Origin of the sequence: Jejudonia soesokkakensis, from assembly GCF_042664795.1 — a bacterium.
GTDB lineage: Bacteria > Bacteroidota > Bacteroidia > Flavobacteriales > Flavobacteriaceae > Jejudonia > Jejudonia soesokkakensis.
The window spans coordinates 52,341-76,316 of record NZ_JBHTBN010000003.1; the positions used below are offsets into that span (position 1 = coordinate 52,341).

The window sequence follows — 23,976 nt, forward strand, 5'->3', positions numbered from 1 at the left end:
TTAAAAGGTAAAGCCCACACCGAGGTTGAGTCGGGTTCCTTCTTCAGAATTAAAAGCACTAAATGTAGCTCCTAATCCTCCTTGACTATTAATCCAGAGTCCGCCGCCACGCGAATTATGCCATTTTTGAGAGGTATCGTTTGGTGTCCAGACCCTTCCTAAATCTGCACCCACGTAAATACCTACTTGTAAAGGAAATAGTTCAATTCTAAAATCATCAAAACTATATCTTACATCTGCACTTCCTACAAGTGCCGATTTCCCTGTAAATCTATTTCTTCTGTAGCCTCTCAATCCAGTATCTGCTCCCGCATGTACTCCTTGATAAAATTCAAATCGATTTCCAAAATTGAATGCCGATTGTATGTTTGTTTTAAGTACTAGTTTTTCATTACTCGTTAAAGCATTATAAAAGGTAACTTTAGATTTGAGATATCCAAAAATGTTGTCTAGATCCTCTACATTTTCAGTAATACCTAAAGACAGATCAAAAAGCATGGCACGTGCTGGATTCAATGGATTATCAAAACTTCGATATGTAAATATACCTTCGGCTGTTGCAAAATAATTAGTGTCATTTAACTCAACATCCCCTTTATCTAGATACAAATTTGTATTCGCTTCATTTAAGCGAACCGCGTCAAAACGTGTCTGAAATCTATAAATAATACCAAAGCTGGAATTTCGTACCAAGCCCGCTTTTGCAGTAATGGTCTGTAATTCTAATCGGTTAAATTCTAAATTTTCGGAATCTTCAAGATTATTTGTTTCATTTCCGTAGCCAAAGTAATTTTCGGTATAATTAGGACTTGTAATACGCAATCCTATATTTAGATTTGAGTCGCCTATCGAGTTTGCAAATTCACCTTCATAAGCAACATCAAAACTTGAAGTATCTACATAATATCCACCTGTAATGGTATGTCTTTTAGAAAATGGATTTCTTTTAAAGCTGTTTCTGGTATATACAAATTGTAATCCCACCCTAAATCCATCATCAGGATTATATCCAAAAGCAGGTCCCACCCTTTTATTGGTTTCTAACTGTTTTCTATAGTCGTATACATTTAAGTTATATAAATCTGTAAAAATCAATTGAGCATCCTCATTTTCCACAACTTTACTTGGATAGGTCCTGTAGTCATAGACTTTAACCCTGCGCCCTGTTTTTATGTTGTAGACATCTTCTCCCTTACCCCCTATTAGACGAACATATATTAGATCTGAGTCTTCCCCATCTACGACAAAGACATCTTTACCGTCCAAACCATAGATCCACAATTCTCGGGTGTCTTTATGGTAATAGGTTCTATCTGTAATGATTTCAGATTTTTTACCTTCGGAAAATGAGTAGGTTTTAACTTTTGTTCCGCCATCTGGAAGCCGTGTGATCTCAAAATAATCATCAGTATCTGTCCCTGCAATAGTTTGTAGGTTTGAAAAATAATTATAATAGCGATCTGCAATGTCGACTAGATTATCTTTTCTGGCAATTAGTTTTTCTTTAATAATTGCAAGTTCTTCATCACGAACTTCTTCAGGAATTTTATTAAAAGCTTCTTCTATAATTTCGGGAGTAATCGCATTTTGAATGCTTTCTGCAACATACTTCCATTGCGATCTTCCAGATCTTTCTATTAGAGCTCTATCCAGAATGATTCCTTCTTTATTAAACCATTCCAAATCTCTTAAATCATTATCATAAACATGTGTTATTCTGGACCCTGCAAAAATGGAACGTGCAATATCAAAGACATCTCCATCAAAACTGGCAAAAGCGTCATCTCTATTTTTGGGGATGGGAACATATACATTTTTTCCACTACTGTTATTGTACTCTGCCCATCGCCAATGATCACTCTCACGGTCCCAGTCGCCAATCAGCATATCGAACAAGCGAGATCGAATGTAATTTTCTTCATCCACTTGAATGTCTCCATTTTTTCTAATCTTTGTTAAGATATCATCTGTAGTTTCAACATCATCTGGATATTTAAAGGTGCGCGCTCCTTCACTTTCTTCTGTAGGTTCATTGGATATTAAATATAATTCATCTCCAAAATTTTCATTGTAATTACCTAATGCTAATTGTTTTGGAACGTAGTAGAGTTGTGCGTTGGTATAAAATATATTGACTGCCTTTGCCAACGTGGGTACTGCCAACACAGCATAGGGATGAGAAGCTGTGTAGAATTCTTCATCAAAAAGTGTAGGTGATAAGACTTCTGTAGTTTCTTCAGTTCCTTCTTCTATTACAGGGTTTTCAAGTTGAACTTTTTGAGAAAAATCTAATGAATTTTTACCTAAGGCACGCATTCTGTAAACATTCCCATTTTCATCTTTAAGCCGAAGCGACCTGTATTCCTTTTCTCCTCCTTCACGTATGACCGAAAGTCCGCCATATAGAGTATCTAAAATTGCAATATCTGCTGTTACTGGTGTTGAAAAAGCCTCCTTGTATTTTGCACCCCAAACCGACTTCAGAAATAAAGATTCTCGAAGGCTGTCGCTCTTATAGATTGGGGCCAGTCTTTTAGGCTGAAAAGAAACTGGTAATTTTGAAACATCATAGGTGTCTTTTGGCGGGAACAACTCCTTCTCGTACATAAGTTTAGGTTGATGATTCGCATCACCAACATAATAACGAACCCAAGAAGAGCCGTCTTTAAAAACATCCATGACAGCAAAACCTTGTTTACCAATAGCAAAAAGACCATCCTTTCCTAATGCAACCCCTCCATCCTTGGCACCAGAACCTGTAACAATCTGTTTTAAGCCATTTTGTTCTATATACTGAAGGTTGTGTTCGTGTCCTGAAGCAAATACGATACGATCGCTATTTTTAGCAATCGCACCTAACCTGTTCATTAGATTATTATACAATTCATTGTACCTATCTTGAACTGAAACGCCGCCTTGCGATCTAATTTGCACCACTAACGATGAAAGTATGGGTAAGGGGATATTCTTTTGAGTAGGGTACAAATGCTTTTTCGAACCAAAAAAACCACCATGCGTGCCATTAGTAAACATAGGATGGTGCATTGCAAAAACAATAGTTTTATTTTGATGTTTCTTTAGTTCATTTTCAATTTCAATAAAAAACTTTTCACGAGATTTAATTTCACAATTTTCGTTAATACTGGGTCTAAAGTTCCAGTCTTCAAGATACCACTGCGAATCGATCATGATCAATTGAATTTGGTCTGAAACTGTAACACTACTTAAAGGGCATCCATTTTTTGGCTGAAAAATATCTGGATCTTTTGTTGTTTCTAACAAATAGTTCTCTTCTCGCTTGAGACCTTCTAAACCATCGTTATACCAATCATGATTCCCTGGAATAAAATAAATTTTACCTCCATTTCCTTTGGCAGCATTATATTGAGCATCCAATGCATGCTGAGCCAAAGGCCTTAAAGGATGACCTTCAGGATACATGCCAACGGGATAAATATTATCTCCCAGAAATATGGTATAATCACCTTTTCTTTCTTGTTGTTTTAATAGATTATTAAAAACTTTTAAGCCGTCACTCATCCCTCCCATTTTGGACTTGCCTGCATCTCCAACTAGATAAAATGTTTTTTCAATTTCTTTTTCAGAAGGATAAAGAGATGTTGTTCGAGGTTCCCGATATTGAGCCTCATAACTTGCACATGAAAAAACTAATATAGAAAGTAATAAAAGGGAGATTATTTTTTTTAGCATAGAATATAAAACGCAGCAGCTTGTATTAATCTTTAAAATAATAGAATGTAAATTACAACAGTACTTTAAGTTTAGTTATTTTGATGTTAATTTTAACAATCTCAAATTACGAATGTAATATTTTTAGTAATTTAGATGTCTAAATAAATTCTATGAGCGACATTATTAAAGCAACAGATGATTTTGTTTTAAACCTTTTCAAAGAAAAACTTCCTAATACTTTTACCTATCATAATTACACGCACTCAAAACGGGTGTATAAAAGTATCAATGAAATAATTGAAAATTCTGAAATTAGTGTTAAAGATGCAACAATATTAAAATTAGCTGCACTATTACATGATACAGGCTACATAGAAACTAGAGAAGGTCACGAAGAAGTAAGTGCAAAAATTGCTACGGAGTTTCTTACTTCCCAAGGGGTCGAAAAAGATATTATCGCTGGAGTTGAAAGATGCATTTTGGCGACCAAATTTAAGGGTACTCCAGAAGGTCCTCTAGAAGAAATGATTAGAGATGCAGACTCATCGCATTTTGGAAAAGAGTATTTTACCGAAGCTTCAGAGTTTTTAAGACAAGAATATAAGTCGCAGGGAATAAAAGATTATTCTCCTAAAGAATGGCGCAACGAAAATATTAAAGTTCTTATTGAGAAACATCAGTTTTATAGTGATTATGCCCTTAAGAACTGGCAAAAAGAGAAGGAAAGTAATCTGGCCAGTCTTATAAAAAAACGGAAAAAAGATAAGAAAAAGCTGAAAAAAGAGGAGATGAAAGCTCAGCTTAAGATGAAGTATAAAGATGCGAGCCCAGATAGAGGAATCCAAACATTTTATAGAACGGCATTAAAAAATCATATCAAACTAAGTGATATTGCAGACACTAAAGCAAACATTTTACTTTCTGTAAACGCAATAATTATATCACTTACTTTGGCAAATCTATTTTCTAAGTTTGATACGAACCCCTATCTAATTGTACCAACTTCAGTATTTGTTTTGTCTAGTGCCACTACCATGATTTTAGCGGTAATTGCTACGCGACCTAATGTTACTAGAGGTGAGTTTACAAAAGAAGATGTGATGAATAAAAGCGTCAATCTAACTTTCTTTGGAAATTTTCATAAAATGGAGTTATCTCAATACCAATGGGCAATAGATGAACTGTTAAAGGATCGAGATTATATCTATTCTTCTATGACAAAAGATTTGTATTTCTTAGGAAAGGTTTTGGACAGGAAGTACCGAATTTTAAGACTTACTTATACAATATTTGTTATTGGAACTATCGTTTCCATTATTGCCTTTGGTGTTTCCTTCGGAATGGCCGATATAACCATTGAAGAAGTTAAACAAATTGCAGATCCAACAGCAATGCTTTTCAAGAAGTAATATGCTCCATTAAATCTTCGTACGTGTAATACTCTTTAGAATTATCTTTATGGGTAGAATATAATACACTTACACGCAGGGCCTTTAATCCAGTTACCCCTTGAAGATCCTCCAAATCAACTACTTCCATATCATTGTCCAGATATTTTTTACGCTGTAAAAAAGATATGTACTTCGTATATTCCTTTTCATCTTCTTTTTGAGAATATATAATAGTTATTTTACCAGGCTGTGTAACTCTTTCTTCAGTACCTTTTACATTTGCTTTATCAACTCGCTTTTTTACTACCTCATACCGAGCATTATACGTGCCATCTACATCAAATCGTTTTTCATCCATTCGAAAACGCAATGCTAATGGAGAATTGAAAGAAAGAATCATTGAAGCAACATCTAAAGGTATTGGGAGCGATTTTTTAATTTTATAATATTGATTTTCCATTTCACACATCACTTGTAACTGCCATAGCCTTAGGTTGTATAAGTAAACTTTATGGAAAGAGTTTTCTTTGGTTATAGACTCGCCAATATAAAGATTGTGTTCTACACCATCTGTTTTAAAACGCTCATAGTAATGAGGATACATTGCCTGAGCATCTCTTTGTTTCCGATCAATGATTGCCGCCATTCGTTTATTAATTTCCATGACAGTAGTATCATAGTCTTTTCGATGCTTGTACACCAAACCTGTGGTTTCTTCAACCTGACTATTATATTCGTCAATTAACTCTTTTAAAGACGGACTTTTCTTACTCAAGTGATTAAACAAAGGCAGTATTTCTTTCCGAAGAAAATTTAATATTTGACGCTCGCTATCAACTTGCAATTCTCCCTTGAGGTCATCCAGAAACTCTTGAATTCGATACTCCATTTGCTCGTAGATAGGCAAATCTTCTAGGGCATGAATTCTTTTAATTATTTTCTGAATGATCTCCATTTGCAATTCAAGATCTTTCTGGGTAGCTTCATTTCTTGCGTCTGAAGATCCCTTAATATCGATTTGACCATACAGGGGATATACATCTTCAAAAACAACTTCTCTGAAATAGGTTGGAGTCTGATTAGAAATCCCAAACATAACACGCTTTGCCTCTTTCCTAAATTTCCAGTGAACACTTTTATGAATCGAGGTACATTCTTCTTGAATAATAAGCTCTAGTTCATTTTCTGTATTGTCCTTTGATCTTCGAACCGAATCAGCTAAGTAGGGCATGATATCTTTTAACTTATTGGCATTTATAGAATTTAATGCGTTCACTTTAGACGACACCAATTCTAATATTCCTAATACTTTTCCATCATGAACAATCGCTGCCAAAATTGCGCTATTAATATTTTGATCAATTAGTTTTTTATATAGAATATTTTCAGGATATTTTTCATGATATCGTAGCGTATTGCTAATCGTATAAAAATCATTTTGCTTGAATAAAGTATAAAAGGACGCACTACAAAGTGCCGTAGTGCATTTCTGTGTTTTCTTATCTTTTAACACATAGCTCTTTATGTCTTTAAAAAGCAATCGTTCAAAAGTTTCATCTTCTTCATTGTGATCTGCAAAACCAATTTTTAGATCCTCTACATTAAAAATTGTTTTAAATATTCGTTCAAAATCCTGACTTAATTTTCCAGTATCATCTTTATCTTGAAGTAATTTTGATTTAAATTCAGATATTGCGACATCTGTAGTCATGTCAAATAAATTTGCAATTGCAAATCCTTTTAATATCCACGATTCGGGAGGAAACTTTTCTTTCCACAGCGCAAGATTATCTACATTATCCATTAATTCTGCCACATCTTCGTGACTAATATCTTTAGACTTTTCTGTTTTTTCAATCTCTACATAATCTGCATTGTATAAAATCTTATAACTGCGTGTCATTCCTTTTGCATCTGGAATGTTATAATAAAACGGGCGTCTAAAATCCAAGCTGTACCCATAAAACTGATTTAAAATAATGCTACATCCCATGATGTAATATTGATCTTCATCAAAATTTATTATTTCTAAAGTAAAATCAGATCCCGCATTTTCAATAATTGAGTCGTATCGTTTTGAAGTTTTATAAGTAATGTCATTAAAGGGTATTGTAGCAATCTTTATCTCATTTTTTGTAAGTACTTCACTAAAGAGATCTTTTAATATAAAATCAATTTGGGGTTTATACTTTTTCAATTCTTTTTCAGAAGTCATCCCTTTGATCAAAACAGGGTGTTCTTCCACAACACGAAGTACTTCTTCTGCGTGCATTCTGGTCATTTTATCTTTAGAACCCAGTTGGCTGCGATACGTATCGACAAGCTTTTCAAAACTTATCTTGGTCTGTAGTGGGAATTCACCTTTATTTAGCTTCATTTTCAATCTTTTGCAATAAGAATATACACAAAATTAGAGCTTTAAAGACTTATTTGATGAATATTAACAAATATTTGAGAGTGGTATTTTTTTTCAGAAAAAAAAGCTATTATTTTTGTTCAAAATTTACTGAAAATGAAACTACTACTCCCATTACTTATCATTGGTCTTCTTTTTACAGCTTGTGATTCTAAATCAGAAGGCACTTATAATTTTAGCGGAACCGCACAAGGATTTGAAGACGGAACGACTATTTATGTCTATGAAGTTGAAGGAACTTCAAATAATGTAACAGATACTATTACTGTTAAAAATGGAAAGTTTTCTGCAAACCTCCAGGTTAACGACCAACCAGCCCTATACTATATGAAAGTTGGTAATATCAATAAAAACATAATTTTTTTCCCTGGAAATACAGACCTAAAAGCGACTATTTATAAAGATAGTATTAATGCATCCTATGTGACTGGGTCACCTCAAAATGATGCTTATAGATCTTATTTAAATAAGATGATTGGATTCAATAATCAAAAAATGGAACTTTCAGAACGTTTTAGAGAGGCCCGTAAACAGGGAGATAACCTTTTAGCGAGTCAGATCCAACAAGAAAACATTGATATTAACAATGAAGAAATCATCTATAAAAAGAATTTTGTTGCCGAAGAAAATAATTCAATTTTTGGGGTGATGCTTCTTTCTGAAATGACCAACAACAAACAACTATCCCCTGCCGAAGCTAGCGAGTATCTCGATAATTTAAGTCCTAAAATAGCTTCTACTCAAATCGCAAAAGATCTTTCAGCTGCCTTGTCTAGTTTAAAAGCTACTGAAATTGGCGGACAAGCACCCGATTTTACTGCACCAGATCCAGATGGAAATATGCTTTCATTAAAAGAAACGTTAGGAAAATATACCATCGTAGATTTTTGGGCATCTTGGTGTAAGCCTTGCCGAATGGAAAACCCAAACGTAGTACGTGTGTATGAAAAATATCACGATAAAGGATTAAACATTATTAGTGTCTCTCTGGATCGTAAAGGACAAAAAGACCGATGGCTACAGGCAATCGAACAGGATGAAATGGATTGGTACCATGTTTCAAACCTTGAGTTCTGGCAGGATCCAATTGCAAGAGACTACAGTGTTCGCTCAATTCCGGCTACTTTTCTTTTAGATGAGAACGGAAAGATCATCGATAAAAATTTACGAGGCGCAGCGCTTGAAAATAAGATTGCTTCCCTTCTTGGACAATAAATGAATAGGAAGGTTACTATCAAAAATTAATTTGCAAAAAAAAGGCTTCAGAGATTCTGAAGCCTTTTTCTAATTGCTATAATTGGAAAGATTTAATTTAATATAAAACTTACATTTACAGTTACATTAATCTCTAGTTCACCTGGCGAGATAGTTTGTTGTGAATCTGAAGAACCTGAGTCCATTGCCATCATTTTATACATGGGCTGAGGCCCATTAGTATTCATTTGAAATTCGGAAATACGAACCGCAGCTCCGATGGTCTGATTTAAAACTCCTGCATATTCTGTAGCTTTCATCTTAGCATTTTCAATGGCTTTTTTTCGAGCTTGAGATTCTAGCTCTTCTTGCTTTGAGGATGAGAATGAAACACCATCTATACGGTTAATCCCTGTTTGCAATAACCCATTCATGATCTCTTCATATCGTGACAAATCCTTTAACTGAATTGAAATTGACTGGTTAGCATTATACTTGTACGTCTTGGTATTGTACTCATAATTTTTACTTAACCGGACGTATTCAGACGTTACATATTTATCGGCAATCTTCATTTTTTTTAAAAAAGCAAAAACATTGTTGATAGTAGCATCATTCTGTCGTTTTACTTCGGAAGCATCTGTTCCTGTGTTTTCCACACGAACGCTAATGGTAGCTTCGTCGGGAACAATAGTTACGATTCCTTTTCCGGTCACATCGACAGTAGGTTGCACATGGTTTTGAGCGGTCATAGAGAGTGTGATTGTAAGTATTAATACTGAAAATAAGGTTTTCATAATTTTAATTTTTAAATTTTTCCGAGTTTATGTAATATGAATAATAGCAAAATGGGTGCCGCAAGTACTAAAACGATCCATAAACTATCAAATACCAAAGACGGGACAAATAATAAAGTGAGTGCATAACCCGCTATTGCTCCACCAAAATGAGCATCATGACCAATATTTCCACGACGTGATTTCATTCCGTAGATAGAATAAAGCAAGTATAATAACCCAAAAATCCAGGCTGGAATAGCTATAGGAATAAAAAATAAGTACAACCCCATGTCCGGGTAAAAAAGAATCGAAGCATATAAAATTCCTGTAACCGCCCCACTGGCGCCTACAGCACTATAATGATATTCGTCTTTATGAAAATAATAAGAAAGTAAATTTCCTAAGATCAAAGCAGCCAAGTAAATGATGACAAAATGAACCGTACCCAAGGCTGTGATGACTGTGTTTGCAAAAAAGTATAGTGTCAACATATTAAACAACAAATGTGTAACGTCAACATGCAAAAAACCTGAACTAAAAATCCGTATCTGTTCCCCTTTTCGGATGCCAGCGATATTGAATTTATATTTTTCGAAAAAATTAAAATCGTTAAATCCCTTCAATGAAATAAGGACATTTGCAGCAATAATAACGATGGTAACAATATGGAGGTCTTGCATAGGAGTACGTGTTGCTTTTTGTAGTTTCGTGGGATAAATTTAGTTAGTTTTGCAGTAAATTTTGCTATGCAGGCCCTGATTTATAAAATTTTTTACGGTATCCTTTGGAGCATTTCACTGCTTCCCATGCCTGTACTCTACTTTCTCTCAAGCTGTTTGCGATATGTTGCGCAATATGTGATCGGGTATCGAAAGCAAGTTATTCACGACAATCTTTTATTGGTCTTTCCTGAAAAGACGGAAGCTGAAAGAAAAAAGATCGCCTCACAATACTATCTTCACTTATGCGATCTTGTCGTTGAAACCATTAAAAGTCTAACCATTTCTGAAGCTGAACTCAACAAACGTTACATTATAGATAATCTGGATATCTCTAACGAATATTATAAAGACGGAAAGAGCGTCTTGGTATTTTGTAGTCATTATGCCAACTGGGAATGGAGTAACATTTTAAGCACAAAAATTCCTTTTAAGGGATATGGTGTCTATAAAACGTTAAAGATTGAACATTTCGACAAAATCATTCGGCGAATCCGTGGACGATTTGGAGGCACTATCGTTACCAACAAAAGAATGGTGACTGCATTATACCGAAGTGTACGAAAAGGTGAACAAACCGCAACATTGATCTTGGCAGACCAGTCGCCAAAAAGAAGTGCTATCAAACAAAATGCTATGGGAAGTTTTATGGGGGTCAATGTACCAGTGTTTACTGGTGCCGAAGAACTCGCTAAAAGACTTGATTTCTCGGTAGTATATTTAAGTGTAAAAAAAATACGAAGAGGTTATTTTGTAGCTACAGTAGTTCCTCTAGCTAAAGAATCAAATGAAGTCCCAGATTACAAGATTACACGTGCCTTTTTAAACGAAATTGAGAAACAAATTGCAGACGAACCAGCATATTACTTATGGTCGCATAAACGGTGGAAATATCGTGAGAAAAATTAATCATTTTAAAATTTCGATTTCTTGTATAAACCGATCTGCCAAAGCGTCTGCTTCCTCCTGTGATTTCGCTTCTGTGTAAATTCTAATAATAGGTTCGGTATTCGATTTGCGTAAATGTACCCAGTTTTCAGCAAAATCAATTTTTACACCATCAATAGTAGTTATTTCTTCAGAAGCATACTTAGAAGCTATTTTTTCAAGAATGCCATCTACATCCAATTCTGGCGTTAACTCAATTTTCTTTTTACTCATAAAATAAGAGGTATACGTACTTCGAAGTTCGCTCACAGAGATTTTTTCTTCGGCCAGATGACTTAAAAACAAAGCCACACCAACCAGACTATCCCTTCCGTAGTGCAATTCTGGATAAATAATACCACCATTTCCTTCCCCTCCAATCACAGCATTTTTCTCCTTCATCATCGCAACTACATTTACTTCTCCTACAGCACTTGCTGTATAAGTTCCCCCGTACTTTTCGGTCACATCTCGCAATGCTCTGGATGAGCTCATATTAGAAACCGTATTTCCTGGATTGTTTCTTAACACATAATCTGCAACGGCAACTAAAGTGTATTCTTCACCAAACATCTCTCCATTTTCATCGACAAATGCAAGCCTGTCTACATCAGGATCTACCACAATACCAAAATCGGCACGCTCTTCTTTTACCAATTTCATCAAATCTCCTAAATGCTCCCTAAGCGGTTCTGGATTGTGCGGAAACTCCCCATTGGGTGTACAATATAATTTTACAGGATGCACTCCCAAAGCTTCCAAAAGCAACGGAATTGCAATTCCGCCTGTCGAATTCACACCATCAACCACCACTTTAAAGTTGGCTTTTTTTATTGCATTAACATTGACCAATGGCAAATCCAGTATTTCGTCAATATGCAGATCAATATACGCATCGTTATTTGTAATCTTCCCGAGCTGATCCACTTCGGCAAACTCTATAGTTCCTCCTTCGGCCAGGTCAAGAATTTCCTGTCCGGCAGTTGCATTCAGAAATTCTCCTTTATTATTTAATAATTTAAGGGCATTCCATTGCTTCGGATTATGACTCGCTGTTAAAATAATTCCGCCATCTGCATGCTCCATGGTTACTGCCATTTCTACGGTTGGAGTTGTTGACAGATTGAGATCTACAATATCAATTCCCATCCCAACAAGCGTGTTCATAACTAATTGCTGTACCATATTTCCCGAAATTCGAGCATCACGTCCCACTACAATTTTATAGTTCTCCTTATTGCGTTGCTGGCGTACCCAACTTCCATAAGCAGCTGCATATTTTACAGCGTCCAGAGGAGTTAAATTATCTCCTTGTAATCCTCCAATAGTCCCTCGAATTCCTGAAATAGATTTGATCAATGTCATGCTTAAAATTTTGCACAAAGATACTTTTTAAAATCGCATTTCTAAATTCTGATTTTGTAAATTGTACGGCATGAATTTTCTGGCACATATCTATCTTTCAGGAGAAGACGAAGGTGTTACCATTGGTAATTTTATAGCCGATGGTATCAAGGGAAAGAAGTATTTAAAATATCCTCCCAAGATTCAGCAGGGAATATTACTACATAGGGCCATTGACAGTTACACAGACCATCATCACATCGTAAAACAAAGCACCAAGAGATTGCATAAAAATTATGGTCATTACAGTGGTGTAATTGTCGATATTTTATACGATCATTTTTTAGCAAAGAATTGGAAAGACTACCATGAGCAGGATCTTGAAAGCTACGTGGACGATTTCTACGGAATGTTACGCAGTAATTTTGAGATATTACCAGGAAGAATCCAGCGTATGATGCCCTACATGATGGCAGATAATTGGCTTTTGAGTTATGCAACAGTGCCAGGTATTAGTAAAATACTTCAACAAATGAATGTACGCACCAAAGGCATTAGTAAAATGAATTTTGCTGTTTTAGAACTGGAAGAATATTATGATGAATTTGAAGAAGAATTCACAGATTTTTTTGAAGAATTAAAAGCGTATGCTGAAAATAAACTAAAACAATTATGAAACTTCTCCCCTATTTTTTAGTTAGTTTTTTATTGCTTTCGTGCAAGAATCAAACTGCCACTCCTGAAACTGCTATAAAAGATAAAGAGCCAGAAATTGGGCTTATTACCCAAAATGCGATGGTGGTTTCGGCACGTGAGGAGGCTTCCCGTATTGGAAGCGATATTTTAGAAAAAGGAGGCAATGCTTTCGACGCCATGATCGCTACAGAAATGGCATTGGCAGTTTGTTATCCGTATGCAGGTAATCTTGGCGGTGGTGGATTCATAGTCTATAGAACACAATACGGCGAACTGGGAAGTTTTGACTATAGAGAAAAAGCTCCTATGGCTGCATCACGAGATATGTATCTGGACGAAGAAGGGAATTTTATAAGCGACAAAAGTAAAGTTGGAGGACTCGCAGTAGGAGTTCCAGGAACGGTAGCAGGAATTTTTGCAGTGCATGAAAAACTAGGTTCATTACCCATAGAAGTGATTTTACAGCCTGTGATCGATCTGGCTCGAAAAGGGTATTTGTTAACTGAAAGCCAAGCTGATCGCTATAATGTATACGGTCCCGAATTTGAAAATGTAAATGGAGAACCCTCTATTTATACTGCAAAATTTAAACCGAAACTACTGTTCAAAAATGAAGCGCTAGCTCAAACTCTAGAACGAATTGCCATGAATGGTCGATCTGAATTCTACGGCGGAGAAACAGGAAAAAAACTAATTGCTTTTCTAAAAAAACACAAGGGCATTATGACCTTAGAAGACCTTAAAGCCTACGAAGCCGAATGGCGGGAACCTGTTACATTCAAATACAAAGATCTTACTGTCATTTCGATGGCACCTCCGTCCAGCGGCGGAATATGTTTGGCACAGATCTTAAAAATGATCGAACCCTACCCACTTAAGGAGTACGGTCATAATAGCGAAAAAACCATTCAAGTGATTACAGAAGCAGAACGCCGTGCCTATGCAGATCGTAGCTATTACCTTGGTGATCCAGACTTCGTGAGTATTCCTGTTGATTCGCTGATTTCTGACCGCTATCTTAAGAACAGGATGGAAAACTTTTCCGAAGAAAAAGCTACTATCTCAACCGAAATGAGCTACGGAAACATCGAAGGATATGTAAAAATGCTGCAAGAAAGTACCGAAACTACACATTACTCCATTGTAGATCAATTTGGCAATGCCATCGCAGCGACTACTACATTAAATGCCGCATTCGGATCCAAACTTTATGTAAAAGAATTAGGATTTTTTTTAAATAACGAAATGGATGACTTTAGCGCTAAGCCCGGTGAGCCCAATATGTTTGGACTTATAGGAGGTGAAGCAAACGCTATTGAACCTCAAAAGAGAATGCTGAGTTCGATGACCCCAACTCTTATTGAAAAAGATGGTAAACTCTGGATGAGTTTAGGCACACCTGGAGGATCTACTATTATTACCTCAGTATTACAAACGATTTTAAATGTATACGAATTTGATATGAGCATGCAGGATGCTGTCAATGCTCCCAGATTTCATCATCAATGGTTGCCAGACATTGTACAGTTTGAACCCGACAGTTTCAATAGAAATACGTTAGAAAAGCTTGCTAAAAAAGGGTATACTATTGATGAAGTAAATGCTCCTGTCATTGGTAAAGTAGATGCGATTCTAGTTCTTCCTAATGGAGCTCTCGAGGGAGGTGCAGACAGACGAGGAGATGACACTGCTATAGGCTTTTAAACCCTTCAAAACATTCAAAAAGTGCGTTTCGTCGGTGTTTTATCACAGTATGTCGAATTGTAAGTAAAATACTACATTCTGTAAGATAAAACTGTATTTTTGAAGTAGTAAATGAGTTAATTGTTGGTACCATAAAGATAGGGGCTTATAGTAAAAAATACGTACTTGCAAGACGAAACCAAAATCTGATGTTCTTAAAAAATAGAACATACCTTTCCCCTACAATTGTATGCAAAAAAAATCTTTCTTAAAGGATTTATATGCCCTTATCCCGCTATTTTTTAGTGGGCTTCTTTGTATCGCGCTCATTTTTCTACTCAATTCAAAAGTAACAGTATCCCCAGATTTTATAGAAACGCTCAAAGGTCTCACCACCTTATTTATTGGAATTAGCGGATTCCTTGCCACAGTAATCGTACTCTATTTGCTTTTCTCTTCGGTTAATTTAAAAGCAAATAGAAATGCAGCCATTGACCATTTGAGCAAGATCACTCAAAAAATGCACGATTTTAGACAAATTGTAGAATTGCTCTACCGTTCAAAAATGTGGTTGCCAGGCTTAAAAGAATATATTGATGATGAATTTGAAGGGCTTACCTTTTTTGATGTTAAAGAATTTTATAAAGGAAAATCTAAATTAGCTATTGAATTCCTTCAAGAGAATAATAATTATCAGGAAACCGAAAACCTGTATTTAGAACTTAAGTCACTTTTGATGACAAATCCAAAAGAGAAACGTATTTCTGAAAACATTCAGTATCCAAAAGTATATCCGCAAGAAATTGTAGAAAAATGGTTACAACACAAAGCAGGCTCAGGACTTTGGTATTTTTTCGGATATAAGTACGGAAGCTTCAAAGAGGCGTTAAAGATAGATTCTGTTTTTGAGAGACATCAAGATAAGATCATGACCCTTGCAAACGGTATTGATAGCGAAGCATTTGAAGACTCATCTTTTAATGAGGTATTCCTGTCAAAACTGGGAGAGTATATGAGCAAAGAAGTAATTCCAAAATTGTTTCAGTTTCAGAGTCAGACAAGCAGCATGCTACCACCAATTACCAAATTCCTTTACGGAATTTTTCTTGTTTTAGTCTTTGGAGGCATTTTGTTACCTATAGGGACGTTGCTATTTACATGGCCTGCATTGGTTTTGATCTGCAGTTTTTCGGTCGTGATAAGTTGTACTTTTTTAATTGCAACATCGCTCTATCCATTTCTTCAGAAAGAAGCAAATAGCTAAAAAATCTTCGTTTCTTTCCGAAGTACTTTCAGAAAAAAAACTTACTGAATAGTTGACCAAAACTGTCAATAAATGCCGTGATACAAGACCTGAAATTTGTCTGCAAATAAGTACCTTTGCAAACTATGGCAAAAAATGACGATTTTATCGAAGTTTTAGGGGCTCGAGTTCATAATCTCAAGAATATCGATGTTACCATCCCGCGAGAGCAATTGGTAGTAATTACCGGGCTTTCGGGTAGTGGAAAATCATCTCTTGCCTTTGATACGATCTATGCAGAAGGCCAGCGTCGATACATTGAAACTTTTTCTGCGTATGCGCGTCAGTTTCTTGGTTCTTTGGAGCGACCCGATGTTGACAAAATTGAGGGACTCTCTCCTGTAATTGCTATAGAACAAAAGACCACGAGTAAAAGTCCGCGATCTACCGTGGGAACCATCACCGAAATTTACGATTTCCTACGACTATTTTTTGCGAGAGCCAGTGATGCTTACAGCTATAATACAGGTCTAAAAATGGTGAGTTATAGCGACGAACAAATCAAAGAATTAATTATCAATGATTTCAAAGGAAAGAAAATCAGTATCCTCGCTCCTGTCGTTCGTTCTAGAAAAGGGCATTATCGTGAATTGTTTGAGCAAATTGCAAAGCAAGGGTTTTTAAAGGTTCGTGTTGATGGGGAAGTAAAGGATATTGTGAAAGGGATGAAAGTTGACCGATACAAAACGCATGATATCGAAACGGTTATTGACCGCCTAAAAATTTCTGAAAGCGAAGAAGATCATAAACGCCTTTCTGAAAGCATTATCACGGCCATGTATCATGGAGATGATGTCTTAATGATTCTGGATAATGAAACCAATGAGGTGCGGTTCTTTAGCAGATCCTTAATGTGTCCTACAAGCGGAATTTCTTATCCAAATCCGGAACCCAATAACTTTTCATTTAACTCTCCAAAAGGAATGTGTCCGCATTGCAAAGGCCTTGGACAGTTGTATGAAGTAAATCTTGATAAGATTGTCCCAGATCCTTCACTTTCTATCAAACAAGGAGCGTTGGCACCACACGGCCCACAAAAGAATAACTGGATCTTTAAGCAGTTAGAGTTAATTGCCGAAAAATTCTCTTTTAAACTAACAGACCCGTTTAATAAGGTTCCTAAAGAAGCAAAACAGCTTATTTTTTACGGCGGAAACGATGCTTTTGATGTAGAATCAAAAACTCTAGGGATCACAAGAAACTATAAAATTGATTTTGAAGGAGTCGCAAATTTTCTTCAGAATACCTATGAAGCCAACGAATCTAAATCACTGAAGCGTTGGGCAAAAGAATATATGGACAAAGTACATTGTCCAGAATGTCAAGGAAGTAGACTTCGGAAAGAGTCACTTTATTTTAAAGTAAATGGCAAAAACATCGCAGAGTTGGCACAAATGGATGTTGTCGAACTTGCAGCATGGTTTAAAGGCCTGGAAAAAGAATTGAGTGATACACAACTAAAGATCGCTTCAGAAATCATTAAAGAAGTACGCACTCGATTACAGTTCTTAGTAGATGTTGGACTTACGTATCTCGCGCTCGACCGAAGTTCGAAATCACTTTCGGGTGGAGAGGCGCAACGAATTCGGCTTGCCACTCAGATTGGCTCACAACTCGTTGGAGTCCTTTACATTTTGGACGAACCCAGTATTGGCTTGCACCAGCGGGACAATGAAAAATTAATCCAATCGCTGATTTCTTTACGTGATATTGGCAATTCTGTAATCGTTGTTGAGCACGATAAAGATATGATAGAGCATGCCGACTATGTCATTGATATTGGTCCAGCTGCCGGAAAACACGGTGGAGAAATTGTAAGTCAAGGTACTCCCAAGGAAATTTTAAAACACAACACGTTAACTTCGGAATATCTTAACGGAAAAAAAGAAATCGAGGTTCCAAAAAAACGTCGGGAAGGAAATGGAAAAACGCTGACTCTTACGGGAGCCAGCGGAAACAACCTCAAGAATATCACTGTCGAATTTCCATTAGGGAAAATGATTGGAGTGACAGGAGTTTCAGGAAGTGGAAAATCAACCTTGATCAACGAAACCCTCTACCCTATTTTAAATGCACATTTCTTTAACGGTGTCAAAAAACCGATGCCGTATAAAAAGATTGAAGGACTCGAACACCTTGATAAAGTGATAGACATCAACCAGTCGCCCATAGGAAGAACCCCTCGCAGTAACCCTGCAACCTATACTGGAGTATTTTCAGAAATAAGGAGTCTTTTTGCTAAGGTTCCTGAAGCAATGATACGTGGCTACAAACCTGGTCGCTTTAGTTTTAATGTGAAAGGCGGGCGCTGTGAAACCTGTAGAGGTGGTGGTTTACGGGTTATCGAAATGAATTTCTTGCCAGATGTCTATGTAGAATGTGAAACCTGCCAAGGAAAACGTTTTAACAGAGAAACACTCGAAATACGGTATAAGACAAAGTCGATCTATGACGTTCTTGAAATGACCATAGATGAAGCTTGTGACTTTTTTGAAAGTATCCCTAAAATTTTTAGAAAGTTAAAAACCATTCGTGATGTAGGATTAGGATATATCACATTAGGACAACAAAGCACCACGCTTTCGGGTGGAGAAGCACAACGAATTAAACTAGCCACAGAATTAAGTAAAAGAGACACTGGCAATACATTTTATATACTCGACGAACCTACCACTGGCCTTCATTTTGAAGACATAAGAGTACTTATGTTAGTGCTTAATAAATTGGCAAATAAAGGAAATACCGTTTTAATTATTGAACATAATCTTGAGGTAATAAAAACCGTTGACTATATTATAGACATAGGTCCCGAAGGCGGAAAAAAAGGAGGTAAAGTAATGGCTATAGGTACTCCAGAGGAAATTAGCAAAGATAAAAAGAGCCATACCGCTCGGTTCCTTAAAAAAGAGTTACTTTAGTCGCTTTGCCAAAATGAATCATGAAATAGTAGTATAATGAGAAGTGAAACACATCATAAAAATTGGAATCAAGTAAAAACAAATGACTCTTGGGCAATTTTTAAAATCATGGGAGAGTTTGTTAACGGGTATGAAAAAATGAGCAAGATTGGACCTTGCGTTTCCATATTTGGATCTGCCCGAACTAAACCAGACCATAAATATTACAAATTAGCAGAAAGTATTGCCAAACGTATTACCGAAAGTGGCTACGGCGTTATTACAGGAGGTGGCCCAGGTATTATGGAAGCAGGTAACAAAGGAGCACATCTTGCAGGAGGAACCTCGGTCGGCTTAAATATTACTTTGCCTTTTGAGCAGCATGACAATCCATACATTGATAGTGATAAAAGTATTGATTTTGATTACTTTTTTGTTCGAAAGGTGATGTTTGTAAAATATTCGCAAGGATTTGTAGTAATGCCTGGCGGATTTGGAACTTTAGACGAATTCTTTGAAGCATTCACATTAATCCAGACTCATAAAATTGACAAGTTTCCGCTAATTTTGGTAGGCACACATTTTTGGAAAGGTTTAATGGATTGGGTAAAAGACACACTTCTTGAGCAAAATAATAACATAAGTAAAGAAGATCTTGATTTAGTTCATATAGTAGATACCGAAGACGAAGTACTTACTATTTTGGATGAATTCTATGACAATAGAAATATGAGCCCTAACTTTTAAATAACTCCCCCTCACATGTTAAAAAATATACTAGTAATAAGTATAGTATTCGTTGGATTTCAGGCTTCAGCTCAGGAAACCATAAAAACTATGTTTTACAATTTGCTTGAATACCCATCTGCATCTTCTGTCAACAGAGATCAAACATTGCAAAGTATTATTGACACCTATGAACCAGATATTTTTATGGTCTGTGAATTGGAAAGTCAGCAAGGAGCCGATCTCATTTTAAATGTTTCTCTTAATGATGAAGGTGCTAATTATACAGCTTTTCCATTTATAGAAAACACATCTGGGGAAGCAGATTTACAACAATTGTTGTTTTACAGAAGCAATATGTTTACCGTTGAAACTTCAGAAATTATTGCTACAGATGTGCGTGATATCAATCGATATCAATTAAAACTAAATACGGCAGACGGAGCCACAGACCCTGTTTTGTTAGACTTTTATGTCGCTCATTTAAAATCTAGTCAAGGAAGCTCTAATGAAGCGCAACGACTTGACATGGTGACAGAATTTACAAATACATTATCCAATTTAGATCCAAATTCTTTTGTATTCTTTGCAGGCGATCTTAATTTTTATGATGCTGGTGAACCTGGATATATTGAATTATTAGATGATACGAATGCGATTAGGTTGGTAGATCCTATTGACATGCCTGGTGACTGGAATAACAATGAAGCCTTTCAGGCAATACATACCCAAAGCACACGTATAAGTTCTGGAGGTTTTGGAGCAGGAGCGGGTGGCGGAATGGATGACCGATTTGATTTTATATTAATTTCTGAAAATATGCTTACAAATCCAGTAATGAGATATGTACCTGACACCTATAAATCCTACGGAAATAACGGGAATTGTTATAACCTAGATGTTCGTGATCCAGGTTGTACTGGAGAGTTTTCACAAGAGCTTCGGAATAATATCTACAGTATGAGCGACCACTTACCTGTCGTAATGGAACTAGAAACTAATAAACAGATCATTTTAGCTACGGAAGAATTTGAGGTAACTGAAGCGGTCTTTCAATTGGAAAAAACAATAGTTTCAGAAGCGCTAGAGCTTACTTTTGCGCAAACCCCCGATACAGCTGTAACTATTGAAATATATAATACGTTAGGGCAAAAAGTACTGATAGAAACTTCGCAAAATCAAACTTCTGTCTTTATAAATGTATCTTCACTTGCTGAAGGAGTATATTACCTAAAAACCAACCTGAATACGACACAAACAATCAAATTTTTAAAAATTTCTTGAGACCAGGTTGGAAGTATATAGTTTTCTTTTTTATAGGCTGTGTGACTCTGTCTGCTCAGCAGTCAACGCGTATTGAGGCAACTCTAGTGCCTGAACAAAATACGATTGAAATACGTCAAGAAATTACCTTTACAAATACCTCTTCAACTATCCTTTCAGAAATTTATCTGCATGATTGGGCCAACAGTTTTGCTACCAAAACCACCCCTTTAGCCAAACGTTTTGCCGAAAATTACAGCAGTGCTTTTCATTTTGAAAAGAATAAAGAACGTGGAAACACACGTATCCATTCTATTACATCGCAAACAAATGCTCCTTTAACTTGGGAGCGCGGAGATGCCATTGATATTCTTAAGGTTATACTTGAAAATCCTCTTGCACCTAACGAAAGTGTGAACTTTACAGCTATGTACACAGTGACGTTACCCAAAGCAAAATTTACACGCTATGGGGCAGCAAAAAACGGTGATTTCAAATTAAAATACTGGTATCTATCCCCAGCTGTATACGATTCAGAATGGCAGGTATATAGCAATAAAAATATAGACGATCTTTACACCAAACCTACCGATTTTGAGATTACTTTTACCTATCCTTCAAATTTTAAGCTGACATCTGAATTTAGTTCGGTTGCTTCCGAAGAACTTTTAGAAAATACACGTACAAAACTTTCAGCAGAAAAAAGAACCAAAGCAATCCTTCACTTTGAGCAGATTAATTCTTTTGAGAGCATAGAGACCGACAAGCTAACTGTTGTTTCAAATCTTATTGATAAAGATGTTGCGAATCCTGTAAGAGCCTTACTTACAGACAGAATTGTACACTTTCTCGACGATAAATTAGGTCCGTATCCATTTGATAGCATGCTTATAAGTGAATCTGATTATAAGAGTAGTCCAGTCTATGGGTTAAATCAATTACCCGATTTTTTAAGTCCGTTCCCCGACGGATTTGAATATGACATGCAGCACCTTAAAACCATCACGAGAAATTATATCGAGCAAACTTTATTGCTACACCCTCGGGAAGATTATTGGTTGACGGGTGCCATCCAGATCTATTTGATGATGGAATATGTAAATGCGTATTATCCAAAAATGAAAATTATTGGAAACCTAAGTAACTTTTGGATTATACGTTGGTCACATGCTTCAGAGCTAGAGTTTAATGATCAATATCCATTTTTGTATAGGAACATGGCGCGAAGAAATTTGCACCAATCACTAGTAACGCCTAAGGATTCGCTTGTTAAATTTAATAAGAATATTGCGAGTGATTATTATGCAGGTGACGGCTTCATCTATCTTTCAGATTATCTAGGTAAGGAAACTCTGGAGAAAAGCATCAAACAGCTTTTTTCTGAAAAATCATTACAAGAAGTAACTTCTAAAGACTTTCAGAAGATATTAGAAGACAATACTACCTTACCTGTCAACTGGTTTTTTGAAGAGTATGTAGGTAAAAGGACCGTGCTGGATTTTAAGATTAAGAACGTAGAAAAAAAAGACGACTCGCTTGTCGTGACGATAAAAAATAAAGAGAACAATGTAATGCCAGTTTCTTTGTATGGGCTCAACAAAGATGAGGTGGTTTATAAAACCTGGACAAAACCTGTCGATAGTTTAATTACCGTTACTGTTCCTGCTCAAAATATTAGAAAACTGACGCTTAATTACGATGCACGCATTCCAGAGATCAATCAGCGGAATAACTACAAGAATCTCAAAGGAATACTAAATCGTCCTGTACAGTTTAGGTTGTTTCAAGATGTAGAAGACCCAACGTATAATCAATTATTTTTTATGCCCATTTTTGAGTATAATTTATACGACGGACTAACGACTGGTGTTAAGCTTTACAATAAAACTTTTTTAAATAAAGAGCTTGATTACAAGTTAGAACCACAGTTTGGATTTCGATCTAAGACTATTATAGGTAGTGGATCTATTTCTTACACAGAGCAATTTGACACGGAGTCTCTTTATGCTACTCGAATAGGAATTTCAGGGAACAGATATTCTTATAATGATGGTTTATTTTATAAGCGGATTAGTCCGTTCATGACGTTTGCTTTTAGAAATAACGATGATCTAAGAGATAATGAAAAGCAATTTATTAATGTGAGAAATATTAATGTGTTTAGGGATGAAAATCCTAATGACCCAAATCAGGATCCAAATTACAGTGTTTTTAATATGCAATATGTGTATTCTAACCCTAATTTGATCAACTATTTTAGAGGAGAAGTTGATTATGAGCTTTCATCAAAATTTAGCAAGCTTTCGGTAGAATTCACCTATCGTAAACTATTCTTAAATAATCGCCAACTCAATGTTCGTGCGTTTGCAGGTGTATTTTTATTTAATGATACACGAGAGGATAATGATTTTTTTAGCTTTGCTTTAGACAGACCCACCGATTATTTATTTGAATATAACTACTACGGAAGAAGTGAAGACCAGGGATTATTTAGTCAGCAACTCATTGTAGCCGAAGGTGGTTTTAAATCACAATTGGAACCCGCCTTTGCGAATAGCTTTATCACAACAATTAATGCAAGTACCAATATCTGGAAATGGATATACGCCTATGGAGATATAGGACTTGTACATAATAAAGGGAACGCGGTCAAGACAGTATATGATTCTGGAGTACGTTTAAGCCTTGTTGCCGATTATTTTGAATTGTACTTCCCGATGTATTCGAATCTTGGCTTTGAACCGGGACTACCCAATTACGAAGAGAGAATTCGTTTTATTGTTACCTTGAGTCCTAGCACACTGTTGCGATTGTTTACTAGAGAGTGGTATTAGACTTGATGATCTAACTTCCTGCTTCCTGCTTCCTGCTTCCTGCTTCCTGCTTCCTGCTTCAAACATTACCGTAAATATTCACTTTACAGAAATTCTAAATGTAAACTTACT

At 36.0% G+C, this 23,976-nt stretch carries 15 protein-coding genes; 10 read left to right on the forward strand and 5 right to left on the reverse strand.

Annotated elements, in window-relative coordinates; all coding sequences use genetic code 11:
* Nucleotides 1-3,711, reverse strand: a complete 3,711-nt coding sequence (locus ACFQO1_RS06960; RefSeq protein WP_380217267.1) for a metallophosphoesterase — start codon at nucleotides 3,709-3,711, stop codon at nucleotides 1-3.
* Between the two features lie 152 nt (nucleotides 3,712-3,863).
* Between ACFQO1_RS06960 and ACFQO1_RS06965 the strand changes: the two genes are divergently transcribed.
* On the forward strand, nucleotides 3,864-5,102 hold the full coding sequence (locus ACFQO1_RS06965; protein ID WP_380217268.1) for a Pycsar system effector family protein: 1,239 nt from the start codon (nucleotides 3,864-3,866) through the stop codon (nucleotides 5,100-5,102).
* Here the strand turns inward: ACFQO1_RS06965 and ACFQO1_RS06970 are convergent.
* Complete coding sequence (locus ACFQO1_RS06970; protein WP_380217269.1) at nucleotides 5,092-7,461, reverse strand: GAF domain-containing protein; 2,370 nt, start codon at nucleotides 7,459-7,461, stop codon at nucleotides 5,092-5,094. The genes ACFQO1_RS06965 and ACFQO1_RS06970 overlap by 11 nt on opposite strands.
* Nucleotides 7,462-7,596: 135 nt before the next feature.
* Between ACFQO1_RS06970 and ACFQO1_RS06975 the strand changes: the two genes are divergently transcribed.
* Nucleotides 7,597-8,715, forward strand: a complete 1,119-nt coding sequence (locus ACFQO1_RS06975) for a redoxin domain-containing protein (protein WP_380217270.1) — start codon at nucleotides 7,597-7,599, stop codon at nucleotides 8,713-8,715.
* 92 nt (nucleotides 8,716-8,807) lie between these two features.
* On the opposite strand, the gene ACFQO1_RS06980 is transcribed toward ACFQO1_RS06975, so the two are convergent.
* Together ACFQO1_RS06980 and ACFQO1_RS06985 are read right to left on the reverse strand one after the other, a co-directional pair.
* Entirely contained in the window at nucleotides 8,808-9,491 is a 684-nt protein-coding gene (locus ACFQO1_RS06980) for an SIMPL domain-containing protein (RefSeq protein ID WP_380217271.1), read from the reverse strand.
* 11 nt (nucleotides 9,492-9,502) lie between these two features.
* Entirely contained in the window at nucleotides 9,503-10,153 is a 651-nt protein-coding gene (locus tag ACFQO1_RS06985) for a rhomboid family intramembrane serine protease (protein ID WP_380217272.1), read from the reverse strand.
* A gap of 66 nt (nucleotides 10,154-10,219) precedes the next feature.
* Here ACFQO1_RS06985 and ACFQO1_RS06990 point away from each other — a divergent pair, with 66 nt between their 5' ends.
* Nucleotides 10,220-11,101: a lysophospholipid acyltransferase family protein gene (locus ACFQO1_RS06990; RefSeq protein WP_380217273.1), complete on the forward strand. Its 882-nt coding sequence runs from the start codon at nucleotides 10,220-10,222 to the stop codon at nucleotides 11,099-11,101.
* On the opposite strand, the gene glmM is transcribed toward ACFQO1_RS06990, so the two are convergent.
* The gene (glmM, locus tag ACFQO1_RS06995) at nucleotides 11,102-12,484 is read right to left on the reverse strand and encodes a phosphoglucosamine mutase (RefSeq protein WP_380217274.1); all 1,383 of its coding nucleotides are present in this window, start codon (nucleotides 12,482-12,484) and stop codon (nucleotides 11,102-11,104) included. It lies immediately after the preceding gene.
* Nucleotides 12,485-12,554: 70 nt separating this feature from the next.
* Between glmM and ACFQO1_RS07000 the strand changes: the two genes are divergently transcribed.
* From ACFQO1_RS07000 to ACFQO1_RS07030, 7 genes are all read left to right on the forward strand, one after another.
* On the forward strand, nucleotides 12,555-13,139 hold the full coding sequence (locus tag ACFQO1_RS07000) for an acyl carrier protein phosphodiesterase (protein ID WP_380217275.1): 585 nt from the start codon (nucleotides 12,555-12,557) through the stop codon (nucleotides 13,137-13,139).
* Nucleotides 13,136-14,863: a gamma-glutamyltransferase gene (gene ggt, locus ACFQO1_RS07005; RefSeq protein WP_380217276.1), complete on the forward strand. Its 1,728-nt coding sequence runs from the start codon at nucleotides 13,136-13,138 to the stop codon at nucleotides 14,861-14,863. Before ACFQO1_RS07000 ends, ggt begins: the two co-directional genes overlap by 4 nt.
* Nucleotides 14,864-15,092: 229 nt before the next feature.
* A complete protein-coding gene (locus tag ACFQO1_RS07010; RefSeq protein WP_380217277.1) occupies nucleotides 15,093-16,106 on the forward strand; it encodes a hypothetical protein in 1,014 nt (337 codons plus the stop codon).
* A 125-nt stretch (nucleotides 16,107-16,231) separates the two neighbouring features.
* Nucleotides 16,232-19,063, forward strand: a complete 2,832-nt coding sequence (uvrA, locus tag ACFQO1_RS07015) for an excinuclease ABC subunit UvrA (RefSeq protein ID WP_380217278.1) — start codon at nucleotides 16,232-16,234, stop codon at nucleotides 19,061-19,063.
* 36 nt (nucleotides 19,064-19,099) lie between these two features.
* Nucleotides 19,100-19,789, forward strand: coding sequence for an LOG family protein (locus ACFQO1_RS07020; protein ID WP_380217279.1), 690 nt, complete (start codon nucleotides 19,100-19,102; stop codon nucleotides 19,787-19,789).
* A 15-nt stretch (nucleotides 19,790-19,804) separates the two neighbouring features.
* The gene (locus ACFQO1_RS07025) at nucleotides 19,805-21,052 is read left to right on the forward strand and encodes a T9SS type A sorting domain-containing protein (protein WP_380217280.1); all 1,248 of its coding nucleotides are present in this window, start codon (nucleotides 19,805-19,807) and stop codon (nucleotides 21,050-21,052) included.
* On the forward strand, nucleotides 21,049-23,865 hold the full coding sequence (locus tag ACFQO1_RS07030; RefSeq protein WP_380217281.1) for a gluzincin family metallopeptidase: 2,817 nt from the start codon (nucleotides 21,049-21,051) through the stop codon (nucleotides 23,863-23,865). The genes ACFQO1_RS07025 and ACFQO1_RS07030 overlap by 4 nt, the downstream gene beginning before the upstream one ends.
* Nucleotides 23,866-23,976 lie beyond the last annotated feature (111 nt).